The organism is Escherichia sp. E4930 (genome assembly GCF_005845405.1).
Classification (GTDB): domain Bacteria; phylum Pseudomonadota; class Gammaproteobacteria; order Enterobacterales; family Enterobacteriaceae; genus Escherichia.
In genome coordinates this window covers 60,071-84,599 of sequence record NZ_VCDZ01000011.1, presented here as the reverse complement: position 1 = coordinate 84,599, position 24,529 = coordinate 60,071, and the positions used below count along the sequence as shown (strand labels likewise).

Below are 24,529 nucleotides of genomic sequence, written 5' to 3'. Positions count from 1 at the left end.
CGGCCTGAATTCAGGCCGGATTTATTGATGACTATGCGCTTAACAATTCATATTTCTTAATTTTACGATAAAGCGTGGCGATGCCAATTCCCAACTCATCAGCGACTTGCTTCTTACTGTTATGCCGTGAGAGCGCCTCGCGAATCATCTGCTTTTCCATCTCCTCCAGCGCTGTGCCGCCAGCATCATCAAGAGCCAAATGTGCCTCGCTGGCTTCTGGCATCTCACTTTGCTCCGTCGTACCGTTATTAACCAGATTTGGTGGTAGTAGCGTACTGTCGATGACTTCGCCCGAAGGAACGACGTTGACCAGATACTCCATCAAATTACTTAACTCTCGCAGGTTTCCTGGCCAACGATGCTTACGCAGTAACTCAACAACATCGGGAGCAATACCCGGGTAAACCGATCCCAGGCGACGGGTATGGAGATGTAAAAAGTAATGCACCAGCAGTTCAATATCTTCCTGACGCTCACGTAGCGGTGGCAGAGTGATAGGAATAACGTTAAGTCGGTAGAAAAGATCTTCGCGGAATTTACCTTCAGCTATGAACTGGGCCAGATTCTGGTTTGTTGCAGAAATGATGCGGATGTCGACCTGTATTGGGCTACTGGCGCCAATAGGCAGGATCTCACGCGCTTCAATCGCCCGCAGCAGTTTTGCCTGAAGCATTAAAGGCATATCGCCAATTTCATCAAGAAACAGCGTTCCCGTGTTTGCTGCCTGAATCAGCCCTGTTTTACCGTTGGCAGAAGCGCCAGTAAATGCGCCTTTAACATAACCGAACAGCTCACTCTCCAGAAGCTGCTCCGGAATCGCCGCGCAGTTGATAGCGATAAAGGGTTTGTTCCGTCGCCCACTCAACTTATGAATAGCACGGGCCACCACTTCTTTTCCGGTCCCGCTTTCACCAACGACCATGACGCTGGAGGGGCTAGGTGCGATGCGGCTAATCAGCCGTTTTAATTGCCGCATAACACGGCACTCGCCAACCAATTGTTCAATATGCGGTTCATCAGATGCATTTGCCACGGAAAAACTGGTATGGGATTGGTGAAACGCCATTAAAAATAGCTGTCGTCCCTGAATGTTATGCAACTGACCAATTATCAATTCACTTTTATCATCCCACGAGACAATATGTTGCATATGTCCATGAGTAAAATTACTCTCAAATGTTAATGGCCTGAAACGAATAAGTTTCCCAACCATATTATTTTGCACAACGCCAAGTGTTTTTAATGCAGTCTGATTAACGAACTGAACACGATTTTCCTCATCAATAACTAATACACCTTGATCCATATTATCGATCATGGTAGCAAATATTTTACTGATGTTATCTCCCGGCCCCTGATCTTCCAGGAGTTTCGAGACAAAAATAGTCGATATATGGCGAACGTAATCTGAAAATTCGCGTAAATTATCACTGATATGTTCTTGTTGCTCATGAGTAACAGCAATCAAACTTATCACTCCGACACAACGATCCTGCAGAATAACGGGCGTCCCCAGGAATGCCTTCTCACGACAACTCTCTTTACTGTCGCAGCCTTCACAAAGGGGATCGAAGCGAGAATGTGTCACGACCTTTTCGGTTTTCGTTTCGAGGACATAGCGGAGCAAGCGTGAGTTGCCACTCAACTGGCGACCAAGAAATTTCCCGTATGCGCCGGTTCCAGCGACGCGACACAAGTTTTCATCAACGATCTCAACCTCAAGCTGCAAAACGCTGGCTAGCATTCTGGCAAAACGCTGAATTGTTGGTTGAATTTGCATCAAAACTGACTGCGTATTAGCAAGCTCCATAGCTTTACCTTCCAGAATCACTTAAAAGTCGATCATTGAAGACGTTGATGGTTCACAGATCATAACGATATTAACTCAGGCAAAAATCGCTTTGCTAAAAACATAAGATTTTTATCACTTTCTAATGAAATTATGGAAGTGATATCACATTTCTATATCAATATGAGAATTACGGGAGTGAGTTTATCAAACTGACGAGCTTTCACCTGTCCCTTTATCTTATTTCTGATACTTAGCAGCAAATAAATAACTGCGTTAAAAAAGCCAAACGTTTCCGTATATTTTTAACTTCCGTAGTGTGGCGATAATTTGTGATCAATCCCACATATCCCCTGTCAGATTAGCGTTTCGTGACCGCGTAGATAATTCTGGCATGTTTATTGTTAGTCCCTGGTATAGCTGTGAAAACACCAATCACTTTGGCAAGTCACAGTGAAATAAACCACTTTGCCTGTCATTCCACTACCGGGACTTTATGATGAAAACTGTTAATGAGCTGATTAAGGATATCAATTCGCTGACCTCTCACCTGCACGAGAAAGATTTTTTGTTAACGTGGGAACAGACGCCAGATGAACTGAAACAAGTACTGGACGTTGCCGCAGCATTAAAAGCACTGCGTGCTGAAAACATCTCTACCAAAGTCTTTAATAGTGGATTAGGTATTTCCGTATTCCGCGACAACTCCACTCGTACCCGCTTCTCTTATGCTTCCGCACTTAACCTGCTCGGCCTTGCACAGCAGGATCTTGATGAAGGTAAATCACAGATTGCGCACGGCGAAACTGTCCGTGAAACCGCTAATATGATCTCCTTCTGCGCTGACGCTATCGGTATTCGTGACGATATGTATCTGGGCGCGGGTAACGCCTATATGCGTGAAGTTGGCGCGGCACTCGACGATGGCTACAAGCAAGGCGTACTGCCGCAGCGCCCGGCTTTAGTTAACCTGCAATGCGATATTGACCATCCGACTCAATCAATGGCTGACCTGGCATGGTTACGTGAACACTTTGGTTCGCTGGAAAACCTGAAAGGTAAAAAAATCGCCATGACCTGGGCCTACTCCCCAAGCTACGGTAAACCGCTGTCTGTACCACAAGGCATCATCGGTCTGATGACCCGCTTCGGTATGGATGTCACCCTTGCCCATCCAGAAGGTTACGACCTGATCCCAGATGTCGTTGAAGTCGCTAAAAACAATGCTAAAGCCTCCGGCGGAAGCTTCCGTCAGGTAACAAGCATGGAAGAAGCATTCAAAGACGCTGACATCGTTTATCCGAAGTCCTGGGCACCTTACAAAGTGATGGAAGAGCGTACTGAACTGCTGCGCGCGAACGATCACGAAGGACTGAAAGCGCTGGAAAAACAGTGTCTGGCACAGAACGCACAGCACAAAGACTGGCATTGTACTGAAGAGATGATGGAGCTGACCCGTGATGGCGAAGCCCTGTATATGCACTGCCTGCCAGCCGATATCAGCGGCGTATCCTGCAAAGAAGGTGAAGTCACTGAAGGCGTATTCGAAAAATACCGTATCGCGACCTACAAAGAAGCCAGCTGGAAGCCATACATCATCGCCGCGATGATCCTGTCCCGTAAATATTCCAAACCAGGCGCACTGCTCGAACAACTGCTTAAAGAAGCGCAAGAACGCGTGAAATAACCCCCTCGGGCCGATCGACAGGTCGGCTCTCTATTTCCAGAGGCCAAAAGGATAGGATATGTCCGTTTTCTCATTGAAGATTGATATCGCCGATAACAAATTTTTCAACGGCGAAACATCACCGCTCTTTTCGCAAAGCCAGGCAAAACTGGCGCGCCAGTTCCACCAGAAAATTGCTGGCTATCGCCCAACACCGCTTTGCGCGCTGGACGATCTCGCAAACCTTTTTGGTGTGAAGAAAATTCTCGTTAAGGACGAATCAAAACGATTCGGTCTGAACGCCTTCAAAATGCTCGGCGGTGCGTACGCCATCGCTCAATTATTGTGCGAAAAATATCATCTTGATATAGAAACGCTGTCATTCGAGCATCTGAAAAATGCCATCGGCGAAAAAATGACATTCGCTACAACGACCGACGGCAACCACGGGCGCGGTGTTGCCTGGGCAGCACAGCAACTCGGTCAGAACGCGGTAATTTACATGCCGAAAGGTTCCGCTCAGGAACGCGTTGACGCCATTCTGAACCTCGGAGCCGAGTGCATCGTCACTGATATGAACTATGACGATACCGTTCGCCTGACCATGCAACACGCGCAGCAACACGGCTGGGAAGTGGTGCAAGATACTGCCTGGGAAGGTTACACCAAAATCCCAACCTGGATCATGCAGGGCTACGCCACTCTGGCAGATGAAGCCGTCGAGCAAATGCGTGAAATGGGCGTAACACCAACTCACGTTCTGCTGCAAGCCGGTGTCGGCGCTATGGCCGGCGGCGTACTAGGTTATCTGGTGGATGTTTACACCCCGCAAAATCTGCACAGCATCATTGTTGAACCTGACAAAGCTGACTGTATTTATCGCTCCGGCGTCAAAGGTGACATCGTCAACGTTGGCGGCGATATGGCCACTATTATGGCGGGCCTGGCTTGCGGCGAACCTAACCCTCTGGGCTGGGAAATCTTACGTAACTGTGCCACCCAATTTATCTCCTGTCAGGACAGCGTTGCCGCATTAGGTATGCGCGTGCTGGGTAATCCGTACGGCAACGATCCACGCATCATTTCTGGTGAATCTGGCGCTGTCGGTTTGGGCATTCTCGCGGCTGTTCATTATCACCCGCAACGTCAAAGCCTGATGGAAAAACTGGCGCTGAACAAAGATGCCGTCGTCCTGGTTATCAGCACCGAAGGCGACACCGACGTGAAGCACTACCGCGAAGTTGTCTGGGAAGGCAAACACTCTGTAGCACCTTAATCACCCTATTGGAACAACTCCCCGCCAAACGGGGAGTAAAAAATCTGGAGAAAAATAATGGCTAAGAATATTCCATTCAAACTGATTCTTGAAAAAGCAAAAGATTACCAGGCAGACATGACTCGCTTCCTGCGCGATATGGTTGCTATTCCCAGTGAAAGCTGCGACGAAAAACGTGTAGTACATCGTATTAAAGAAGAGATGGAAAAAGTCGGCTTCGATAAAGTTGAAATCGATCCGATGGGTAACGTTCTCGGCTATATCGGCCACGGTCCGCGTCTGGTTGCGATGGACGCTCACATCGACACCGTAGGCATTGGTAACATCAAAAACTGGGAATTCGACCCGTACGAAGGCATGGAAACCGACGAGCTGATCGGTGGCCGTGGTACTTCCGACCAGGAAGGCGGCATGGCATCAATGGTTTATGCCGGTAAGATCATTAAAGACCTCGGTCTGGAAGATGAATACACCTTGCTCGTTACCGGTACGGTGCAGGAAGAAGACTGCGACGGTCTGTGCTGGCAGTACATTATTGAACAATCCGGCATTCGCCCGGAATTTGTGGTCAGTACCGAACCAACCGACTGCCAGGTATATCGTGGTCAGCGCGGTCGTATGGAAATTCGCATTGATGTTCAGGGCGTTAGCTGCCATGGTTCAGCACCAGAACGCGGTGATAACGCCATTTTCAAAATGGGTCCGATTCTTGGCGAATTACAAGAACTGTCCCAACGTCTGGGCTATGACGAATTCCTCGGCAAAGGTACTCTGACTGTTTCCGAAATTTTCTTCACCTCACCAAGTCGTTGCGCAGTAGCAGACAGCTGTGCCGTTTCCATCGACCGTCGCCTGACCTGGGGCGAAACCTGGGAAGGCGCGCTGGATGAAATCCGCGCCCTGCCTGCGGTACAGAAAGCTAATGCTGTCGTTTCTATGTACAACTACGACCGTCCGTCCTGGACTGGCCTGGTTTACCCAACCGAATGCTACTTCCCGACCTGGAAAGTGGAAGAAGATCATTTCACCGTTAAAACGCTGGTGAATGCCTACGAAGGTCTGTTTGGCAAAGCCCCGGTCGTTGATAAGTGGACGTTCTCAACTAACGGCGTATCCATCATGGGCCGTCACGGCATTCCGGTCATCGGCTTTGGACCGGGTAAAGAACCTGAAGCACACGCGCCAAACGAAAAAACCTGGAAATCTCACCTGGTGACCTGTGCCGCTATGTACGCTGCAATACCGTTAAGCTGGCTGGCAACAGAATAATTACTCTTCACCTATTTCCCTCCGGTTCGCCGGAGGGTTTTTTGGAGTTTGCTATGCGCGTATTGATCAAAAACGGCACTGTCGTTAACGCAGATGGACAAGCCAAACAGGACTTGCTGATTGAAAGCGGTATTGTCCGCCAGCTAGGCAAAGATATTTCGCCGCAACTCCCCTGTGAAGAAATTGATGCCACTGGATGTTACGTTTTCCCTGGCGGCGTAGATGTCCATACACATTTCAATATTGATGTCGGCATCGCGCGCAGTTGTGATGATTTTTTTACCGGTACCCGCGCAGCCGCGTGTGGCGGTACAACAACCATTATTGATCATATGGGATTTGGCCCGAATGGCTGCCGATTACGCCATCAACTGGAAGTTTATCGTGGTTATGCCGCCCATAAAGCGGTCATCGACTACAGCTTCCACGGTGTTATCCAGCATATTAATCACGCCATCCTCGACGAAATTCCGATGATGGTCGAAGAAGGGCTGAGCAGTTTTAAACTCTATTTAACCTATCAATACAAACTCAACGATGATGAAGTCCTACAGGCATTACGCCGCCTGCATGAATCCGGCGCGCTGACCACTGTACACCCAGAAAATGACGCCGCAATCGCCAGTAAGCGAGCGGAGTTTATCGCCGCTGGGTTAACCGCACCGCGCTACCACGCCTTGAGCCGACCTCTGGAATGCGAAGCCGAAGCCATCGCCAGAATGATTAACCTGGCACAAATTGCCGGTAACGCCCCGCTCTATATCGTGCACTTGTCTAACGGCTTAGGTCTGGATTATCTGCGCCTTGCTCGCGCGAATCACCAGCCAGTCTGGGTTGAAACCTGCCCGCAATATCTCCTGCTGGACGAACGCAGTTACGATACAGAAGATGGCATGAAGTTCATTCTTAGCCCACCGCTGCGCAACGCTCGCGAGCAGGACAAGCTGTGGTGTGGCATCAGCGATGGTGCGATTGACGTGGTGGCGACCGATCACTGCACCTTCTCGATGGCCCAGCGCCAGCAAATTTCTAAAGGCGATTTCAGCCGCTGCCCAAATGGCTTGCCCGGTGTGGAAAATCGCATGCAGTTGCTGTTCTCCAGTGGCGTAATGACGGGACGTATCACACCGGAGCGTTTTGTTGAATTAACCAGTGCGATGCCCGCAAGGCTGTTTGGCCTGTGGCCACAAAAAGGATTATTAGCACCCGGTTCCGATGGCGACGTGGTGATTATCGACCCACGCCAGAGCCAACAAATTCAGCACCGCCATCTCCACGACAACGCCGACTACTCTCCCTGGGAGGGTTTTACCTGTCAGGGCGCAATTGTCAGAACCTTATCCCGTGGTGAGACGATTTTCTGTGACGGCACCTTTACAGGCAAAGCCGGACGAGGACGTTTCCTGCGACGCAAACCGTTTGTCCCTCCCGTGCTCTAACCACTGCCAGGGATCTATACACAATCAAGAATGATGAGTGAGGAAAAATGAGTAAGAAAATTGTTCTCGCCCTCGGCGGGAATGCGCTGGGCGACGATCTGGCCGGACAAATGAAAGCGGTAAAAATTACGTCTCAGGCAATTGTTGATTTAATTGCCCAGGGACATGAAGTTATCGTCACTCATGGTAATGGACCGCAGGTAGGCATGATTAACCAGGCATTCGAAGCCGCTGCAAAAACTGAAGCGCATTCACCGATGCTGCCAATGTCTGTCTGTGTTGCGTTGAGTCAGGGATATATTGGTTACGATCTGCAAAACTCCTTAAGAGAAGAACTGCTTTCTCGTGGCATTAATAAACCCGTTGCAACGCTGGTTACCCAGGTCGAAGTCGACGCTAACGATCCGGCCTTCCTCAACCCAACCAAACCGATCGGTTCGTTCTTTACCGAGCAGGAAGCAGAGCAACTGACAAAACAGGGCTATACCCTGAAAGAAGATGCGGGTCGCGGCTATCGTCGTGTCGTTGCTTCGCCTAAGCCGGTAGATATTGTTGAAAAAGAGACAGTTAAAGCGCTGGTAGATGCAGGACAGGTTGTGATCACCGTTGGCGGTGGCGGTATTCCTGTGATTCGAGAAGGTAACCATCTGCGCGGCGCCAGTGCGGTTATCGATAAAGACTGGGCCAGCGCCCGTTTAGCAGAAATGATCGATGCCGATATGCTGATCATTCTGACTGCTGTAGAAAAAGTGGCGATTAACTTCGGTAAAGAGAATGAGCAGTGGCTCGATCGCCTGTCATTGGCCGATGCAGAACGCTTTATCGAAGAAGGGCATTTTGCAAAAGGTTCTATGCTGCCGAAAGTGGAAGCCGCCGCATCATTTGCCCGCTCTCGCGCAGGTCGCGAAGCACTGATTACCGTGTTGAGCAAAGCGAAAGAAGGGATTGAAGGCAAAACCGGAACGGTGATTTCTCAGTAATTTATTGGCCGGGTGGCGATGCCATTCGGCCAAAGATTGTTAACAAAGTGCGCGTTATTGATGCCGGATGCGGCGTGAACGCCTTACTCAGTCTACAAAACATCTAATATTCAATTAATTGCGAAGCACTTGTAGGCCTGATAAGCGCAGCGCATCAGGCAATTTAGCGTTTATCATCAGTCTCAAGGCCGGGCGGTAATACCATCCGGCCATTTTCATTTAAGCTACTTCCAGCACTTCTTTCGTCGCTTTAACGCCCTGATGCATCAACATCATTAACGCCTCAAGTACGCCACCACCAATCGCTCGGGCTTTGTCAGAAACGCTGGTGAAATCAGCCGTTTCACCACGAGGATCGATATCACCGATTTTAAAGCCACCGACCACCGCCAGCCCGTCGTTAAGTAAACCACGCACCATTCCCGCCAACGGCGCTTTTATTTCATGCTCGCCAATCCAGGCAATAACATCGCCCTCTTGCACCAGATCGCCTAACTTCACGTTGGAACGCATGATACCTGCCGCCGGAGCGCGAATAACTCGCCGGGTGGTATGCCCCATAATATTGCCAGGAACGCCAGTGTTCTCCTGTGCGCAACCAGAGTAAATAACCTGTCCCAACCAATGCCCACGATTTGTTTCAATCACCGCATGACAATCTTTACCTGCGGTAAAGCCCGGCCCAAGCGCGATCGTCACTGGAGCCATGTCTGCACGCGTACCCAAATTCTGTTTCGCCAGAATAGCGTCCACCACGCAAAGTGGTTTCAGCTCATCAAGCAGTAAACAGTCGGGGTCTACCATCACGGGAATAAATCCGCGCTCAGTCAGTTTCATCGCCTCTGCAGAGCTGGTTGCCAGTCGGGCGGTGACGCCTTCAACCGTCATTTCGTCATCGAACACGGCCTGGGCAAACGCCACGGTACAACGAATCACCGTCGGTTTTTCCACTTCCAGCATGATCACTTTAAAACCCGCATGATACAGACGTAGCGCCACACCACTGGCGATATCCCCCGCACCGCGAATCACCACCAGCTGGTGTCCGGAAGGATGAGAAGGTTTCATCATCAGCCCACCCGGCGCGTTATTTTTCACCTGTAATATTTCTGCCAGAACGCTGATAGCGATCTCCTGCGGCGTTTCCGCACCTATGTTGTAACCAACGGGCGCATGTAAACGGGCAATATGTTCTTCAGCCACGCCTTTCTCACGCAATTGACGCAAGAAAAGCTGAACCTTGCGGCGACTTGCCAGCAACCCCAACCATGCAATGGGCTGTTCAATGAGTTTATCGAGGGTTTCACGATCCTGATTATTCGTGGCAATCAGGATAAAATTATCAGGGCGAATATCCAGTGCTTCCACTGCCGCGCCAAACGACTCAGCATGAACAAGCGCAGTTGATGGCGGGAAAAGTTCAGGATTCAGGCTTTCGCGATAAATATCGGCAACAGCAATATCAAACCCCAGCAGTGCTGCGCTTTGGGCTATCGCCCGGTTAACATGCCCCGCGCCGATCAACACCAGCCGGGGTCGCATACCATGTACGCTGATAAACACTGACATTGCGCCTCCGCAATCTGACCCGACGGCATCCGCGCCGTTACGCGCCATGCGACCATGGAATAATCGCGGCTTACGTTCCTGCAATGCCTGAAGCGACTCTTCAATCACCTTCCGCTCAACCATTCCGCCACCAATTGTACCGACGATAGAACCATCGGCGCGCACTAACATTTGTGCAGAATGGCGGGGAGTAGAGCCTCGGCTATCTACAATTTGCGCCATCGCAAACGGACAATTTTGCTCTTCGAGTTTTGCAGCCTCTGTGAAAATATTCATACCAACCTCAATGGATATCCTTTCAGTAACCCGGAATATCCGGGCCGCTAATTCACAAATCTGCGCGCGATTGCAGGATGTTCTTGTATATCGCCCAGCCAGATTGCCTCTACGTCATGTTGTTGCAGCGGCTGAAGTAGCTCGCTTTGCGCAATCGCATTCTCACATTGAGAAAAACGGTTAATGAACCAGATTCGCCGACAGCCTTGCGGTACGTTTTTAAACGCGCCCTGCGGGTGACGAACCAGCGCAATGAGATCGCTCAGTTGCAAGGTCGACCCTGACGTCAGCCCAGTAATATCGGCAAAGTGCGACCAGCGATGGACATTTTCCGCACCAACTTTCGCGCCCAAAACATGCCCGCCCATCACAGCAATCACGCAGCAACTGCTTTTCGGTATGCAAGGTTCGTGCTCACCCGGCGCTTTTAATGGCATTCCACGTGAGCCATCTGCCTCAATGAGAATTACGTCACATTCTGGCCGTTGCGCCAGTGCATCAATCGCTTCTGGCGTAAATCCCTGCACTTTTCCCTGGTTCGCTTTCCAGCGGTGAAAACAAAATGAAATGGGGAATTTGAGAGACGAGCGAGGAAGCATGGCGGGATCACGGCAGATAACCACGGGCCAGTGTGAATCTGGCATAAACATATGTGTGGTCGTAGTGATCAACACGCGCCTACCGATGGACTGAAATAACTGCGCCAGCCAAAAAAGCAGACTGGTTTTCCCCCCGGCGCCAACAACAGAAATCACAGTGGGGTGTTTCTGCGCGCCTAAATCAATGAATAACGCCGATGGGTCAATTATACTTTTCACGAGTCTTCATGGACCTCTCTGGGGTAAGTACGCATTAATCAGGGAGTAACACATTTCCAGGCGTTATTAGCCCATATAATAATGGAACCACTATGTCAGCCATCGACTGTATAATTACCGCGGCCGGATTATCATCAAGAATGGGGCAATGGAAAATGATGTTACCCTGGCAACAGGGAACAATTCTTGACGCGAGTATCAAAAATGCGTTGCAGTTTTGTAGCCGAATTATTTTAGTCACTGGTTATCGCGGCAATGAACTGCATAATCGCTACGCTAGCCATTGCAACATTACTATTATCTACAATCCAGATTATGCGCAGGGGTTACTGACTTCGGTAAAAGCCGCAGCGCCAGCGGTACAAACAGAACATTGTTTTCTCACTCATGGTGATATGCCAACCATTAACAGAGATATCTTCCTAAAAATCTGGAAGTTACGAAACAGCGGAGCCATACTCCCGCTCCATAATGGTACGCCTGGCCATCCGATTTTAGTGTCAAAATCCTGCCTGATGCAGGCGGTCAAACAACCTAATGTTACCCATATGCGCCAGGCATTACTCATGGGCGAACATTATTTCGTCGAAATGGAAAATGAAGAAATAATTTTAGATATAGATACTCCAAATGACTTTATTAATGCGCAAAAAAAGCATACTAAAATTTAGAAAAGCCAGTTAAACGATTGCGTTCAAATATTAAATCCACTCAGTACGTCTTTATCATAATGATACAGAATCACTGATTTTGAGAAATGAGAAAAAGTGATAAAACTCCTGACAACAATAATACCCAGGAGTGATTTTAATTCTCATTTGACACCTGTGAGATCATTCACAAAAGTCCCTTAAGTTTCGAGGCGCTTCACATTTTTTTATATTTCCTGGCGAACATGGCAAGAGTGGTGTGATTGTTGCTCTATCCCCCTAAACCACCGGATTTCTCAATACCGGTCACTCAATGATATCTGTGTAAGCTAAGGAGAGGGTTATGGGGGATATTATGCGTCCCATTCCGTTTGAGGAACTTTTGACGCGCATATTTGATGAATACCAACAACAACGCTCAATCTTTGGTATTCCCGAGCAACAGTTTTACTCACCCGCAAAAGGTAAATCTGTCGGTGTTTTCGGTGAAACCTGTGCGACACCAGTCGGCCCCGCCGCAGGTCCGCACACGCAACTCGCACAAAACATCGTCACTTCCTGGCTGACTGGCGGACGCTTCATCGAACTTAAAACAGTACAAATCCTCGATCGTCTGGAGCTGGAAAAGCCCTGTATCGACGCCGAAGACGAGTGTTTTAACACCGAATGGTCCACCGAATTTACCCTGCTTAAAGCGTGGGATGAATACCTCAAAGCCTGGTTCGCCCTGCATCTTCTCGAAGCGATGTTCCAGCCGTCCGAGTCCGGTAAATCATTCATCTTTAATATGAGCGTCGGTTACAACCTCGAAGGCATTAAACAACCACCCATGCAGCAGTTCATCGATAATATGATGGACGCGTCTGCACATCCGAAGTTTGCACAATACCGCGATACGCTTCATAAACTACTCCTGGATGACGCATTTTTAGCCCGCCACGGTTTGCAGGAAAAACGTGAAAGCTTGCTGGCCTTATCGGCACGTATCCCCACCAGCATGGTACAAGGCGTTACCCTCTCCACGATGCACGGCTGCCCTCCACATGAAATCGAAGCCATTTGCCGTTACATGCTGGAAGAAAAAGAGCTCAATACCTTCGTGAAACTCAACCCGACTTTATTGGGTTACGCGCGAGTGCGCGAGATTCTCGATAGCTGTGGTTTCGATTACATTGGCTTAAAAGAAGAGTCATTTGATCACGATCTCAAGCTAACCCAGGCGCTGGAAATGCTGGAACGCCTGATGGCGCTGGCGAAAGAAAAATCGCTCGGCTTTGGCGTCAAACTGACTAACACCCTCGGCACCATCAACAATAAAGGCGCACTGCCTGGCGAAGAGATGTATATGTCCGGGCGTGCGCTGTTCCCGCTCTCCATCAATGTCGCAGCAGTTCTTTCCCGCGCCTTTGACGGCAAACTGCCCATCTCTTATTCCGGTGGCGCCAGCCAGTTAACTATCCGCGATATTTTCGATACGGGTATTCGCCCGATAACCATGGCAACTGACCTGCTGAAACCTGGTGGCTATCTGCGCTTAAGCGCTTGCATGCGCGAACTGGAAGGGTCAGACGCCTGGGGGCTTAACTGTGTTGACGTCGAACGGTTGAACAGGCTGGCAGCAGATGCGCTAACTATGGAATACACCCAGAAACACTGGAAGCCAGAAGAGCGTATTGAAGTGGCAGAAGACCTGCCACTGACCGACTGCTACGTTGCCCCCTGTGTTACTGCTTGTGCCATCAAACAGGATATTCCGGAATATATTCGCCTGCTGGGCGAACATCGCTATGCCGACGCGCTGGAACTTATCTACCAACGCAACGCCCTGCCCGCGATTACCGGCCATATTTGCGATCACCAGTGCCAGTACAACTGTACTCGTCTGGATTACGACAGTGCGTTGAATATCCGCGAACTGAAAAAAGTCGCCCTGGAAAAAGGCTGGGATGAATATAAGCAACGCTGGCACAAACCAGCCGGTTCCGGTTCTCGTCATCCGGTTGCTGTAATTGGCGCCGGTCCGGCGGGTCTGGCTGCAGGTTACTTCCTTGCCAGAGCAGGCCATCCGGTCACGCTGTTTGAACGCGAAGCTAACGCGGGCGGCGTGGTGAAAAATATTATTCCGCAGTTCCGTATTCCGGCTGAGTTAATTCAGCACGATATCGATTTTGTCGCCGATCACGGCGTGAAATTTGAGTACGGTTGCTCGCCGGACCTGACCGTCGAACAGTTAAAAAATCAGGGCTTCCACTACGTTCTGATTGCCACAGGTACTGATAAAAATAGCGGTGTGAAACTGGCGGGCGACAACCAGAATGTCTGGAAATCTCTCCCCTTCCTGCGCGAGTACAACAAGGGTACTGCGCTCAAACTGGGCAAACATGTGGTGGTTGTCGGGGCGGGTAACACCGCAATGGACTGCGCCCGTGCGGCATTACGCGTGCCTGGCGTTGAAAAAGCAACCGTCGTTTACCGTCGTTCACTGCAAGAGATGCCAGCGTGGCGCGAAGAGTATGAAGAAGCACTGCACGATGGCGTGGAGTTCCGTTTCCTGAACAATCCTGAACGTTTCGATGCTGATGGCACCTTAACGTTGCGCGTCATGTCACTTGGCGAACCTGATGAGAAAGGTCGCCGCCGCCCGGTAGAAACCAACGAAACGGTAACACTGCACGTAGACAGTTTGATTACCGCCATTGGCGAACAACAGGATACTGAAGCCCTGAATACGATGGGCGTGCCGCTGGACAACAACGGCTGGCCAGACGTCGACCATAACGGTGAAACCCGCCTGACTAATGTCTTTATGATCGGTGACGTACAGCGCGGACCTTCCTCCATTGTCGCGGCTGTCGGCACAGCTCGTCGGGCATCGGATGCCATTCTTAGCCGGGAAAATATCCGTTCACACCAAAGCGATAAATACTGGAACAACGTCAACCCGACGGAAATCTACCAACGCAAAGGCGATATCTCTGTCACCCAGGTCGACAGCGATGATCGTGACGCGTTTGTCGCTCAGGAAGCCGCACGTTGTCTTGAATGTAACTACATTTGCAGCAAGTGTGTGGATGTCTGCCCGAACCGCGCCAACGTGTCAATTGCGGTCCCTGGATTCCAGAACCGTTTCCAGACACTGCACCTGGACGCCTACTGCAACGAATGCGGCAACTGCGCCCAGTTCTGTCCGTGGAACGGTAAACCGTACAAAGACAAAATCACCGTCTTTAGCCTGTCGCAAGACTTTGATAACAGCAGCAACCCAGGCTTCCTGGTGGAAGATTGCCGAGTACGCGTGCGTCTGAATAACCAAAGCTGGGTGTTAAACATCGACAGCGAAGGCCAGTTCAACAACGTACCGCCAGAGCTGAACGATATGTGCCGCATCATTAGCCATGTCCACCAGCATCATCATTATCTGCTGGGCCGCGTGGAGGTGTAATCATGTTGATTCTGAAGAATGTCACCGCAGTACAGCTACACCCGGCGAAAGTGCAGGAAAGCGTCGATATCGCCATCGAAAATGATGTGATTATCGCTATCGGCAACGCCCTGACACACCGCTACCCTGAAGCCAACTACAAAGAGATGCATGGTCGGATTGTAATGCCGGGGATTGTCTGCTCGCACAACCATTTTTACTCGGGGCTTTCCCGCGGAATTATGGCAAACATCGCCCCCTGCCCGGACTTCATCTCGACGCTGAAAAACCTGTGGTGGCGGCTCGATCGCGCCCTTGATGAAGAATCTCTCTACTACAGCGGACTGATTTGTTCCCTGGAAGCGATTAAGAGCGGATGTACATCGGTTATCGATCACCATGCCTCTCCGGCGTATATCGGCGGGTCGCTCTCCACATTGCGCAACGCATTTTTAAAAGTTGGCCTGCGCGCGATGACCTGTTTTGAAACTACCGACCGTAACAACGGCATCAAAGAGCTGCAGGAAGGGGTAGAGGAAAATATCCGCTTCGCCCGTCAGATTGATGAGGCGAAGAAAGCGGCAACCGAGCCGTATCTGGTGGAAGCTCATATCGGTGCTCACGCGCCATTTACCGTGCCAGATGCTGGGCTGGAAATGCTGCGCGAAGCAGTGAAAGCTACCGGGCGTGGTTTACACATTCACGCCGCTGAAGACCTTTACGACGTTTCTCACAGTCACCACTGGTACGGCAAAGACCTGCTGGTACGGCTGGCAGAATACGATCTCATCGACAACAAAACGCTGGTTGCTCACGGACTTTATTTGTCGAAAGAAGATATTGCTCTGCTCAATCAGCGCGATGCGTTCCTGGTGCATAACGCCCGTTCCAACATGAACAACCACGTCGGCTACAACCATCACCTTAGCGACATCCGCAATCTGGCGTTGGGAACCGACGGCATTGGTTCAGACATGTTTGAAGAGATGAAATTTGCCTTCTTTAAACATCGCGATGCGGGTGGTCCGCTATGGCCAGACAGTTTTGCCAAAGCCCTGACTAACGGCAACGAACTGATAAGCCGCAACTTTGGCGCGAAATTTGGCCTCCTGGAAGCCGGTTATAAAGCAGATTTAACCATTTGCGATTACAACTCGCCGACGCCGCTGCTGGCAGACAATATCGCCGGACATATCGCCTTTGGTATGGGGTCAGGCAGCGTTCACAGCGTGATGGTCAACGGCGTGATGGTCTATGAAGATCGTCAGTTTAACTTCGATTGCGATTCCATTTATGCGCAAGCCAGAAAAGCCGCTGCCAGTATGTGGCGTCGTATGGATGCATTGGCATAAATGACAAAAACCCTCTTCCTTCAGGGAAGAGGGTTAAATAAGGAAAGAAGATGATTGAACAATTTTTCAGGCCCGACTCTGTCGAACAGGCGCTGGAACTGAAGCGCCGCTACCAGGATGAAGCCGTCTGGTTTGCCGGCGGCAGCAAACTCAACGCCACGCCAACCCGCACCGATAAAAAGATTGCCATTTCCTTACAGGATCTGGAACTGGACTGGGTTGACTGGGATAACGGCGCACTGCGTATTGGTGCAATGTCTCGCTTACAGCCACTGCGTGATGCGCGCTTTATTCCTGCGGCACTGCGCGAAGCACTCGGTTTTGTTTACTCTCGCCATGTTCGTAATCAGTCGACTATTGGTGGCGAAATCGCCGCCCCGCAGGAAGAATCGGTGTTGCTTCCCGTTCTGCTGGCTCTGGATGCTGAACTGGTTTTTGGCAATGGTGAAACACTGTCCATCGAAGAGTACCTGGCCTGCCCATGCGATCGCCTGCTAACCGAAATCATCATTAAAGATCCGTACCGCACCTGTGCGACTCGCAAAATTAGCCGTTCCCAGGCTGGATTAACGGTAGTGACGGCAGCCGTAGCGTTAACCGACCACGACGGTATGCGAATTGCGCTGGATGGCGTCACCAGTAAAGCACTGCGTCTGCACGATGTCGAAAAACAAAATCTGGAAGGCTATGCACTTGAACAGGCTGTCGCCAACGCCATTTTCCCGCAGGAAGATTTGCGGGGCAGCGTAGCCTATAAACGCTATATCACGGGAGTTCTGGTAGCCGACCTGTATGCCGACTGCCAACAGGCTGGGGAGGAAGCCGTATGAATATCCACTTTACTTTAAATGGCGCGCCCCAGGAGCTAAAAGCTAATCCTGGTGAGAACGTGCAAAAGCTGTTGTTTGGCATGGGTATGCACTCTGTGCGCAACAGTGATGATGGCTTCGGTTTTGCCGGTTCTGACGCGATTCTTTTTAACGGTAATATCCTTAACGCCTCCCTGTTGATAGCAGCACAGTTAGAAAACGCAGACATTCTCACCACTGAATCCTTAGGCAAATGGAATGAATTAAGTCTGGTTCAACAGGCAATGGTTGATGTCGGCGTGGTGCAGTCCGGTTATAACGATCCGGCTGCGGCTCTGATTATCACCGATCTTCTCGATCGCATCGCCACACCAACCCGCGAAGAGATCGACGACGCGCTTTCTGGTCTGTTCAGCCGCGATGCTGGCTGGCAGCAATACTACCAGGTCATTGAACTGGCGGTTGCACGTAAAAATAACCCACAGGCTACGATTGATATCGCCCCAACTTTCCGCGATGACCTTGAAGTTATTGGTAAACATTACCCGAAAACCGACGCTGCCAAAATGGTGCAGGCGAAACCCTGCTATGTTGAAGACCGCGTAACCGCTGACGCCTGCGTCATAAAAATGTTACGTAGCCCACACGCTCACGCACTGATTACCCATCTGGATGTCAGTAAAGCCGAGGCTTTACCGGGCGTTGTTCACGTTATTACTCACCTGAATTGCCCGGATATCTACTACACACCTGGTGGTCAGAGCGCACCGGAACCGTCACCGCTTGACCGCCGTATGTTCGGCAAGAAAATGCGCCACGTCGGCGATCGCGTGGCTGCGGTCGTCGCTGAAAGTGAAGAAATTGCGCTCGAAGCACTGAAGCTCATCGACGTTGAATATGAGGTGCTTAAGCCAGTAATGTCGATTGACGAGGCAATGGCGGAAGATGCGCCTGTCGTACACGATGAACCGGTGGTGTATGTTGCTGGTGCGCCAGATACTCTGGAAGACGATAACAGCCATGCAGCCCAGCGCGGCGAGCATATGATCATCAACTTCCCTATCGGTTCTCGCCCTCGCAAAAATATCGCCGCCAGTATTCATGGTCATATTGGTGATATGGACAAAGGCTTTGCCGACGCCGATGTGATCATTGAACGAACCTATAATTCAACTCAGGCACAACAGTGCCCGACTGAAACACACATCTGCTTTACCCGCATGGACGGCGATCGTCTGGTTATCCACGCGTCCACTCAAGTACCGTGGCACCTGCGTCGCCAGGTTGCGCGTCTCGTGGGCATGAAACAGCATAAAGTTCATGTCATTAAAGAACGCGTAGGCGGCGGTTTTGGGTCTAAACAGGACATCCTGCTGGAAGAAGTGTGCGCCTGGGCAACCTGCGTGACCGGACGTCCGGTACTGTTCCGCTACACCCGCGAAGAAGAGTTTATTGCTAACACCTCTCGTCACGTCGCGAAAGTCACCGTCAAACTGGGGGCCAAAAAAGATGGTCGCCTGACGGCAGTGAAGATGGATTTCCGCGCCAACACAGGTCCTTACGGCAACCACTCACTCACCGTACCGTGTAACGGACCGGCGCTGTCGCTGCCGTTATATCCGTGCGATAACGTCGATTTCCAGGTCACCACCTACTATAGCAACATCTGCCCAAATGGTGCTTATCAGGGTTATGGCGCACCGAAAGGTAACTTCGCTATCACTATGGCATTAGCAGAACTGGCTGAACAGTTGCAGATCGACCAGCTGGAAATTATCGAACGTAACCGGGTACACGAAGGGCAAGAGCTGAAGATTCTCGGCGCAATTGGCGAAGGTAAAGCGCCGACCTCCGTTCCTTCTGCTGCCAGCTGCGCACTGGAAGAGATCCTGCGTCAGGGGCGTGAGATGATCCAATGGTCTTCACCTAAAGCGCAGAAGGGTGACTGGTGCGTGGGTCGTGGCGTCGCCATTATTATGCAGAAATCAGGTATCCCTGATATCGATCAGGCTAACTGCATGATCAAACTGGAATCAGACGGTACATTTATCGTCCATTCTGGTGGTGCCGACATCGGTACGGGTCTGGATACTGTAGTCACTAAACTGGCGGCCGAAGTGCTGCATTGTCCACCGCAGGACGTGCATGTTATCTCCGGTGATACCGATCATGCGTTGTTTGATAAAGGCGCGTATGCCTCGTCCGGCACTTGCTTCTCAGGCAACGCCGCACGTATGGCAGCGGAAAATTTACGCGAGAAAATCCTTTTCCACGGCGCGCAAATGTTGGGTGAGCCATTGGAAGATGTTCAACTGGCAACGCCGGGCGTTGTGCGCGGCAAGAAAGGTGAAGTCAGTTTCGGGGATATTGCCCATAAAGGCGAAACCGGTACTGGCTTTGGTTCACTGGTGGGAACAGCCAGTTACATCACGCCTGATTTCGCCTTCCCGTATGGGGCAAACTTCGCTGAAGTGGCCGTCAATACACGTACCGGTGAAATCCGCCTGGATAAATTCTACGCCTTGCTGGACTGCGGTACACCGGTCAATCCAGAGTTAGCGTTGGGACAAATCTACGGTGCCACCCTGCGTGCTATCGGCCACAGCATGAGCGAAGAAATCATTTATGACGCCGAAGGTCACCCGTTAACGCGTGATTTACGCAGTTACGGCGCACCGAAAATTGGTGACATTCCGCGTGATTTCCGTGCCGTGCTGGTACCGAGCGACGATAAAGTCGGCCCATTCGGGGCGAAATCGATATCGGAGATCGGCGTGAACGGTGCAGCACCGGCAATTGCTACCGCAATTCACGATGCTTGCGGCATTTGGTTACGCGAATGGCATTTCACACCGGAGAAAATACTCACCGCACTGAAAAAAATATAAATAATAAATGGCCGCTTCGGCGGCCAGTTTCCCTTGTATTAAAGATAACTAATTAGTAACTGCGAAAATGAGATAAGCCGTTCTCAAGGCGTCCTGCGCCCCAAATTCGTGGGAATTTATTTTACTGATTCAGATGATCAAATTTACTTTATAAAGGAGTGAAGGGATGTCTGATATAAACCATGCAGGTTCTGACCTTATATTTGAACTGGAGGATCGCCCTCCTTTTCATCAGGCTATCGTTGGTGCCATTACTCATCTATTGGCAATTTTCGTCCCAATGGTAACACCCGCGCTGATTGTGGGGGCGGCCTTACAACTTTCCGCAGAAACCACTGCCTACCTGGTTTCTATGGCGATGATCGCTTCTGGTATTGGTACCTGGTTGCAGGTAAATCGCTATGGAATTATAGGTTCAGGTTTACTCTCTATTCAGTCAGTCAATTTTTCATTTGTGACAGTCATGATTGCGCTGGGTAGCAGCATGAAAAGCGACGGTTTTCATGAAGAGTTAATCATGTCGTCACTCCTCGGCGTCTCCTTCGTTGGCGCCTTTCTGGTGGTCGGAGCCTCTTTTATTCTTCCTTATTTACGCAGAGTAATTACTCCCACTGTCAGTGGTATTGTTGTACTGATGATCGGCTTAAGCCTGATTAAAGTTGGCATTATTGATTTTGGCGGTGGTTTTGCCGCCAAGAGCAGTGGCACGTTCGGCAACTACGAGCACCTTGGCGTTGGTTTACTGGTGCTGATTGTGGTTATTGGCTTTAACTGTTGTCGCAGTCCGCTACTACGTATGGGCGGAATCGCCATTGGTTTGTGCGTGGGTTATGCGGTTTCATTATGCCTTGGCATGGTGGACTTCAGCAGTTTACGCAATCTCCCCCTCATTACTATTCCCCATCCTTTCAAATACGGATTTAATTTCAACCTCCATCAGTTCCTGGTGGTCGGCACCATTTATCTGCTTAGTGTACTGGAAGCAGTAGGGGATATCACCGCCACAGCAATGGTTTCCCGCCGCCCTATCCAGGGAGAAGAATATCAGTCACGCCTGAAAGGCGGCGTGCTGGCAGATGGTCTGGTTTCGGTTATCGCCTCCGCCGTCGGTTCACTACCATTAACCACGTTTGCACAAAATAACGGTGTTATTCAGATGACCGGTGTCGCCTCACGTTATGTCGGGCGAACCATCGCGGTAATGCTGGTTATCCTCGGATTATTTCCGGTGATCGGTGGCTTCTTCACCACTATTCCCTCGGCAGTTCTGGGTGGTGCAATGACGTTGATGTTTTCCATGATTGCCATTGCGGGTATCCGCATCATTATTACCAACGGATTAAAGCGCCGTGAAACACTTATTGTCGCCACTTCTTTAGGTTTAGGACTTGGTGTTTCTTATGACCCCGAAATTTTTAAAATATTACCCGCCTCAATATATGTATTAGTTGAAAATCCTATTTGTGCCGGAGGCCTAACTGCGATTTTATTAAATATTATCCTCCCTGGTGGCTACCGACAGGAAAACGTTCTGCCGGGTATTACCTCAGTGGAAGAAATGGATTAACAGTAAAGGAGTCAATGATGTCAGGGGAACACACGTTAAAAGCAGTACGAGGCAGTTTTATTGATGTCATCCGTACGGTCGATAATCCAGAAGAGATCGCTTCTGCGCTGCGATTTATTGAGGATGGTTTATTACTCATTAAACAGGGGAAAGTGGAATGGTTTGGTGAATGGGAACAGGGCAAGCATCAAATCCCGGACACCATTCGCGTCCGTGATTATCGCGGCAAACTGATAGTACCGGGCTTTGTCGATACGCATATCCATTATCCGCAGAGTGAAATGGTCGGTGCCTATGGCGAGCAGTTACTGGAATGGCTGAATAAACACACCTTCCCTACTGAGCGCCGTTATGAGGATTTAGAGTACGCCCGCGAAATGTCGGCGTTCTTCATCAAGCAGCTTTTACGTAACGGAACCACCACGGCGCTGGTGTTTGGTACCGTCCATCCGCAATCCGTTGATGCGCTGTTTGAAGCCGCCAGTCATATCAATATGCGCATGATTGCCGGTAAGGTGATGATGGACCGCAACGCACCGGATTATCTGCTCGATACTGCCGAAAGCAGCTATCACCAAAGCAAAGAACTGATCGAACGCTGGCACAAAAATGGTCGTCTGTTATATGCCATTACACCACGCTTCGCCCCAACATCTTCACCTGAACAGATGGCGATGGCGCAACGCCTGAAAGAAGAGTATCCAGATACGTGGGTACATACCCATCTCTGTGAAAACAAAGATGAAATTGCCTGGGTGAAATCACTCTATCCTGAACATGATGGTTATCTGGATGTTTACCACCAGTACGGCCTGACAGGGAAAAACTGCGTCTTTGCTCACTGCGTCCATCTCGAGGAAAAAGAGTGGGATCGGCTTAGCGAAACCAAATCCAGCATCGCTTTCTGCCCAACTTCAAACCTCTACCTGGGCAGTGGTCTATTCAACCTACAAAAAGCCTGGAAGAAAAAAGTCAAAGTGGGCATGGGAACTGACATTGGTGCCGGAACCACCTTCAACATGCTGCAAACGTTGAATGAAGCCTACAAAGTATTGCAGTTACAGGGATACCGCCTCTCCGCGTATGAAGCGTTTTACCTTGCCACCCTTGGTGGCGCGAAATCTCTGGGCCTTGATGACCTTATCGGCAACTTTTTACCCGGCAAAGAGGCTGATTTTGTGGTGATGGAACCCACGGCCACACCACTACAGCAGCTGCGCTATGACAACTCTGTTTCTTTAGTCGACAAATTGTTCGTGATGATGACGTTGGGCGATGACCGTTCGATCTACCGCACCTACGTTGATGGTCGTCTGGTGTACGAACGCAACTAATAATAAAACCTTAAACATCCTCGTGAGGACATCATTATGTCTGGAGACATCCTACAAACACCGGACGCACCAAAGCCACAGGGCGCGCTGGATAGCTATTTTAAGATTACCGCTCGTGGCAGTACCGTTCGCCAGGAAGTTCTGGCAGGCTTAACCACATTTCTGGCGATGGTTTACTCCGTTATTGTCGTACCGGGAATGCTGGGTAAAGCAGGCTTTCCTCCCGCCGCGGTGTTTGTCGCCACCTGTCTGGTTGCGGGCTTCGGTTCGCTGCTAATGGGGCTGTGGGCCAATTTGCCAATGGCGATCGGCTGCGCCATCTCCTTGACGGCATTTACCGCATTCAGTCTGGTACTCGGACAACAAATTAGCGTTCCTGTCGCACTGGGCGCGGTCTTCCTGATGGGCCTCATCTTCACCGCCATCTCCGTAACCGGTATACGAACCTGGATCTTACGCAATTTACCGATGGGTATTGCCCATGGAACAGGCATTGGTATCGGCCTGTTCCTGCTGCTGATTGCAGCTAACGGCGTTGGTATGGTTATCAAAAACCCGATTGAAGGTTTACCGGTAGCGCTCGGGGCATTTACCTCTTTCCCTGTGATGATGAGCTTGCTGGGATTAGCGGTAATTTTTGGTCTGGAGAAGTGCCGCGTACCTGGAGGGATCTTACTGGTAATTATCGCCATCTCGATAATCGGCTTAATCTTTGATCCCGCGGTGAAATACCATGGTCTGGTGGCGATGCCGAGCCTGGCTGGCGAAGATGGTAAGTCGCTAATTTTCAGCCTCGACATTATGGGTGCACTCCAGCCAACAGTTCTCCCGAGTGTACTGGCACTGGTGATGACCGCCGTATTTGATGCCACCGGCACCATCCGCGCAGTAGCCGGTCAGGCGAATCTCCTGGATAAAGACAACCAGATAATCAACGGTGGTAAAGCCCTGACCAGCGATTCCGTCAGCTCGATATTTTCTGGGCTGGTGGGTGCTGCACCTGCGGCGGTCTATATCGAATCTGCCGCAGGAACCGCAGCGGGTGGCAAAACAGGTCTGACAGCGACGATTGTTGGCTTACTGTTCCTGTTGATTCTGTTTTTATCACCGTTATCGTTTCTGATCCCCGGTTATGCCACAGCTCCCGCACTGATGTACGTGGGTCTGCTGATGTTAAGTAACGTCTCAAAACTGGACTTCAATGACTTTATTGATGCGATGGCGGGCCTGGTTTGCGCTGTCTTTATCGTCCTGACCTGTAATATCGTCACCGGCATTATGCTGGGCTTTGTAACTCTCGTAGTGGGTCGTGTTTTTGCTCGCGAATGGAACAAACTCAATATTGGTACTGTCATCATCACTGTCGCCCTGGTCGCGTTTTACGCGGGTGGCTGGGCTATCTAGAAGAACCTCCGCGCCATACAGC

General features: G+C 50.4%; 16 protein-coding genes. 13 read left to right on the top strand and 3 right to left on the bottom strand.

Annotated elements, in window-relative coordinates; translation table 11 throughout:
* Positions 1-31: 31 nt before the first annotated feature.
* Complete coding sequence (locus FFT88_RS14745; protein ID WP_135385564.1) at positions 32-1,810, bottom strand: sigma-54-dependent Fis family transcriptional regulator; 1,779 nt, start codon at positions 1,808-1,810, stop codon at positions 32-34.
* 478 nt (positions 1,811-2,288) lie between these two features.
* Here FFT88_RS14745 and ygeW point away from each other — a divergent pair, with 478 nt between their 5' ends.
* From ygeW to arcC, 5 genes are read left to right on the top strand one after another with little or no spacing between them, the layout of a single operon-like run.
* Positions 2,289-3,476, top strand: a complete 1,188-nt coding sequence (ygeW, locus tag FFT88_RS14740) for a knotted carbamoyltransferase YgeW (protein ID WP_001360948.1) — start codon at positions 2,289-2,291, stop codon at positions 3,474-3,476.
* A gap of 58 nt (positions 3,477-3,534) precedes the next feature.
* Complete coding sequence (dpaL, locus tag FFT88_RS14735) at positions 3,535-4,731, top strand: diaminopropionate ammonia-lyase (protein WP_135405592.1); 1,197 nt, start codon at positions 3,535-3,537, stop codon at positions 4,729-4,731.
* 57 nt (positions 4,732-4,788) lie between these two features.
* On the top strand, positions 4,789-6,000 hold the full coding sequence (locus tag FFT88_RS14730) for a YgeY family selenium metabolism-linked hydrolase (protein ID WP_064529812.1): 1,212 nt from the start codon (positions 4,789-4,791) through the stop codon (positions 5,998-6,000).
* Between the two features lie 53 nt (positions 6,001-6,053).
* Positions 6,054-7,439: a D-phenylhydantoinase gene (gene hyuA / locus FFT88_RS14725; RefSeq protein WP_135385562.1), complete on the top strand. Its 1,386-nt coding sequence runs from the start codon at positions 6,054-6,056 to the stop codon at positions 7,437-7,439.
* Between the two features lie 47 nt (positions 7,440-7,486).
* Positions 7,487-8,419: a carbamate kinase gene (arcC, locus tag FFT88_RS14720; protein ID WP_135405591.1), complete on the top strand. Its 933-nt coding sequence runs from the start codon at positions 7,487-7,489 to the stop codon at positions 8,417-8,419.
* Positions 8,420-8,638: 219 nt separating this feature from the next.
* On the opposite strand, the gene yqeB is transcribed toward arcC, so the two are convergent.
* Positions 8,639-10,264 (bottom strand): selenium-dependent molybdenum cofactor biosynthesis protein YqeB, encoded by a 1,626-nt coding sequence (gene yqeB / locus FFT88_RS14715; RefSeq protein WP_135405590.1) that lies wholly within the window; start codon positions 10,262-10,264, stop codon positions 8,639-8,641.
* Between the two features lie 47 nt (positions 10,265-10,311).
* Entirely contained in the window at positions 10,312-11,082 is a 771-nt protein-coding gene (gene yqeC, locus FFT88_RS14710; protein WP_135405589.1) for a selenium cofactor biosynthesis protein YqeC, read from the bottom strand.
* A 92-nt stretch (positions 11,083-11,174) separates the two neighbouring features.
* Between yqeC and mocA the strand changes: the two genes are divergently transcribed.
* The 8 genes from mocA (at position 11,175) to ghxQ (ending at position 24,507) form a co-directional block, all read left to right on the top strand.
* Positions 11,175-11,753 carry a molybdenum cofactor cytidylyltransferase gene (gene mocA, locus FFT88_RS14705; protein WP_135405588.1) on the top strand — a complete coding sequence of 193 codons (579 nt, stop codon included), beginning with the start codon at positions 11,175-11,177 and terminating at the stop codon, positions 11,751-11,753.
* 322 nt (positions 11,754-12,075) lie between these two features.
* The gene (gene ygfK, locus FFT88_RS14700) at positions 12,076-15,174 is read left to right on the top strand and encodes a putative selenate reductase subunit YgfK (protein WP_135405587.1); all 3,099 of its coding nucleotides are present in this window, start codon (positions 12,076-12,078) and stop codon (positions 15,172-15,174) included.
* Between the two features lie 2 nt (positions 15,175-15,176).
* A complete protein-coding gene (gene ssnA / locus FFT88_RS14695) occupies positions 15,177-16,505 on the top strand; it encodes a putative aminohydrolase SsnA (RefSeq protein WP_135405586.1) in 1,329 nt (442 codons plus the stop codon).
* A gap of 50 nt (positions 16,506-16,555) precedes the next feature.
* Positions 16,556-17,335, top strand: coding sequence for a molybdopterin-dependent oxidoreductase FAD-binding subunit (gene ygfM, locus FFT88_RS14690; protein WP_130217928.1), 780 nt, complete (start codon positions 16,556-16,558; stop codon positions 17,333-17,335).
* Positions 17,332-20,202 (top strand): molybdopterin-dependent oxidoreductase Mo/Fe-S-binding subunit, encoded by a 2,871-nt coding sequence (locus FFT88_RS14685; protein ID WP_135405585.1) that lies wholly within the window; start codon positions 17,332-17,334, stop codon positions 20,200-20,202. Before ygfM ends, FFT88_RS14685 begins: the two co-directional genes overlap by 4 nt.
* Positions 20,203-20,368: 166 nt before the next feature.
* Positions 20,369-21,769, top strand: a complete 1,401-nt coding sequence (gene xanQ, locus FFT88_RS14680) for a xanthine/proton symporter XanQ (protein ID WP_130217932.1) — start codon at positions 20,369-20,371, stop codon at positions 21,767-21,769.
* 17 nt (positions 21,770-21,786) lie between these two features.
* Positions 21,787-23,103 carry a guanine deaminase gene (guaD, locus tag FFT88_RS14675; protein WP_130208049.1) on the top strand — a complete coding sequence of 439 codons (1,317 nt, stop codon included), beginning with the start codon at positions 21,787-21,789 and terminating at the stop codon, positions 23,101-23,103.
* Positions 23,104-23,139: 36 nt separating this feature from the next.
* Positions 23,140-24,507, top strand: a complete 1,368-nt coding sequence (ghxQ, locus tag FFT88_RS14670; RefSeq protein ID WP_130221467.1) for a guanine/hypoxanthine transporter GhxQ — start codon at positions 23,140-23,142, stop codon at positions 24,505-24,507.
* The last annotated feature ends 22 nt before the right edge of the window (positions 24,508-24,529 follow it).

Excerpts from the sequence above, each read along its gene's own strand:
- mocA (WP_135405588.1), top strand. The coding sequence starts at position 11,175 with ATGTCAGCCATCGACTGTATAATTACCGCGGCCGGATTATCATCAAGA.
- ygfK (WP_135405587.1), top strand. The coding sequence starts at position 12,076 with ATGGGGGATATTATGCGTCCCATTCCGTTTGAGGAACTTTTGACGCGC.
- ygeW (WP_001360948.1), top strand. The coding sequence starts at position 2,289 with ATGAAAACTGTTAATGAGCTGATTAAGGATATCAATTCGCTGACCTCT.
- yqeB (WP_135405590.1), bottom strand. The coding sequence starts at position 10,264 with ATGAATATTTTCACAGAGGCTGCAAAACTCGAAGAGCAAAATTGTCCG.
- FFT88_RS14730 (WP_064529812.1), top strand. The coding sequence starts at position 4,789 with ATGGCTAAGAATATTCCATTCAAACTGATTCTTGAAAAAGCAAAAGAT.
- ghxQ (WP_130221467.1), top strand. The coding sequence starts at position 23,140 with ATGTCTGGAGACATCCTACAAACACCGGACGCACCAAAGCCACAGGGC.
- FFT88_RS14685 (WP_135405585.1), top strand. The coding sequence starts at position 17,332 with ATGAATATCCACTTTACTTTAAATGGCGCGCCCCAGGAGCTAAAAGCT.
- FFT88_RS14745 (WP_135385564.1), bottom strand. The coding sequence starts at position 1,810 with ATGGAGCTTGCTAATACGCAGTCAGTTTTGATGCAAATTCAACCAACA.
- arcC (WP_135405591.1), top strand. The coding sequence starts at position 7,487 with ATGAGTAAGAAAATTGTTCTCGCCCTCGGCGGGAATGCGCTGGGCGAC.
- dpaL (WP_135405592.1), top strand. The coding sequence starts at position 3,535 with ATGTCCGTTTTCTCATTGAAGATTGATATCGCCGATAACAAATTTTTC.
- xanQ (WP_130217932.1), top strand. The coding sequence starts at position 20,369 with ATGTCTGATATAAACCATGCAGGTTCTGACCTTATATTTGAACTGGAG.
- ssnA (WP_135405586.1), top strand. The coding sequence starts at position 15,177 with ATGTTGATTCTGAAGAATGTCACCGCAGTACAGCTACACCCGGCGAAA.
- hyuA (WP_135385562.1), top strand. The coding sequence starts at position 6,054 with ATGCGCGTATTGATCAAAAACGGCACTGTCGTTAACGCAGATGGACAA.
- guaD (WP_130208049.1), top strand. The coding sequence starts at position 21,787 with ATGTCAGGGGAACACACGTTAAAAGCAGTACGAGGCAGTTTTATTGAT.
- ygfM (WP_130217928.1), top strand. The coding sequence starts at position 16,556 with ATGATTGAACAATTTTTCAGGCCCGACTCTGTCGAACAGGCGCTGGAA.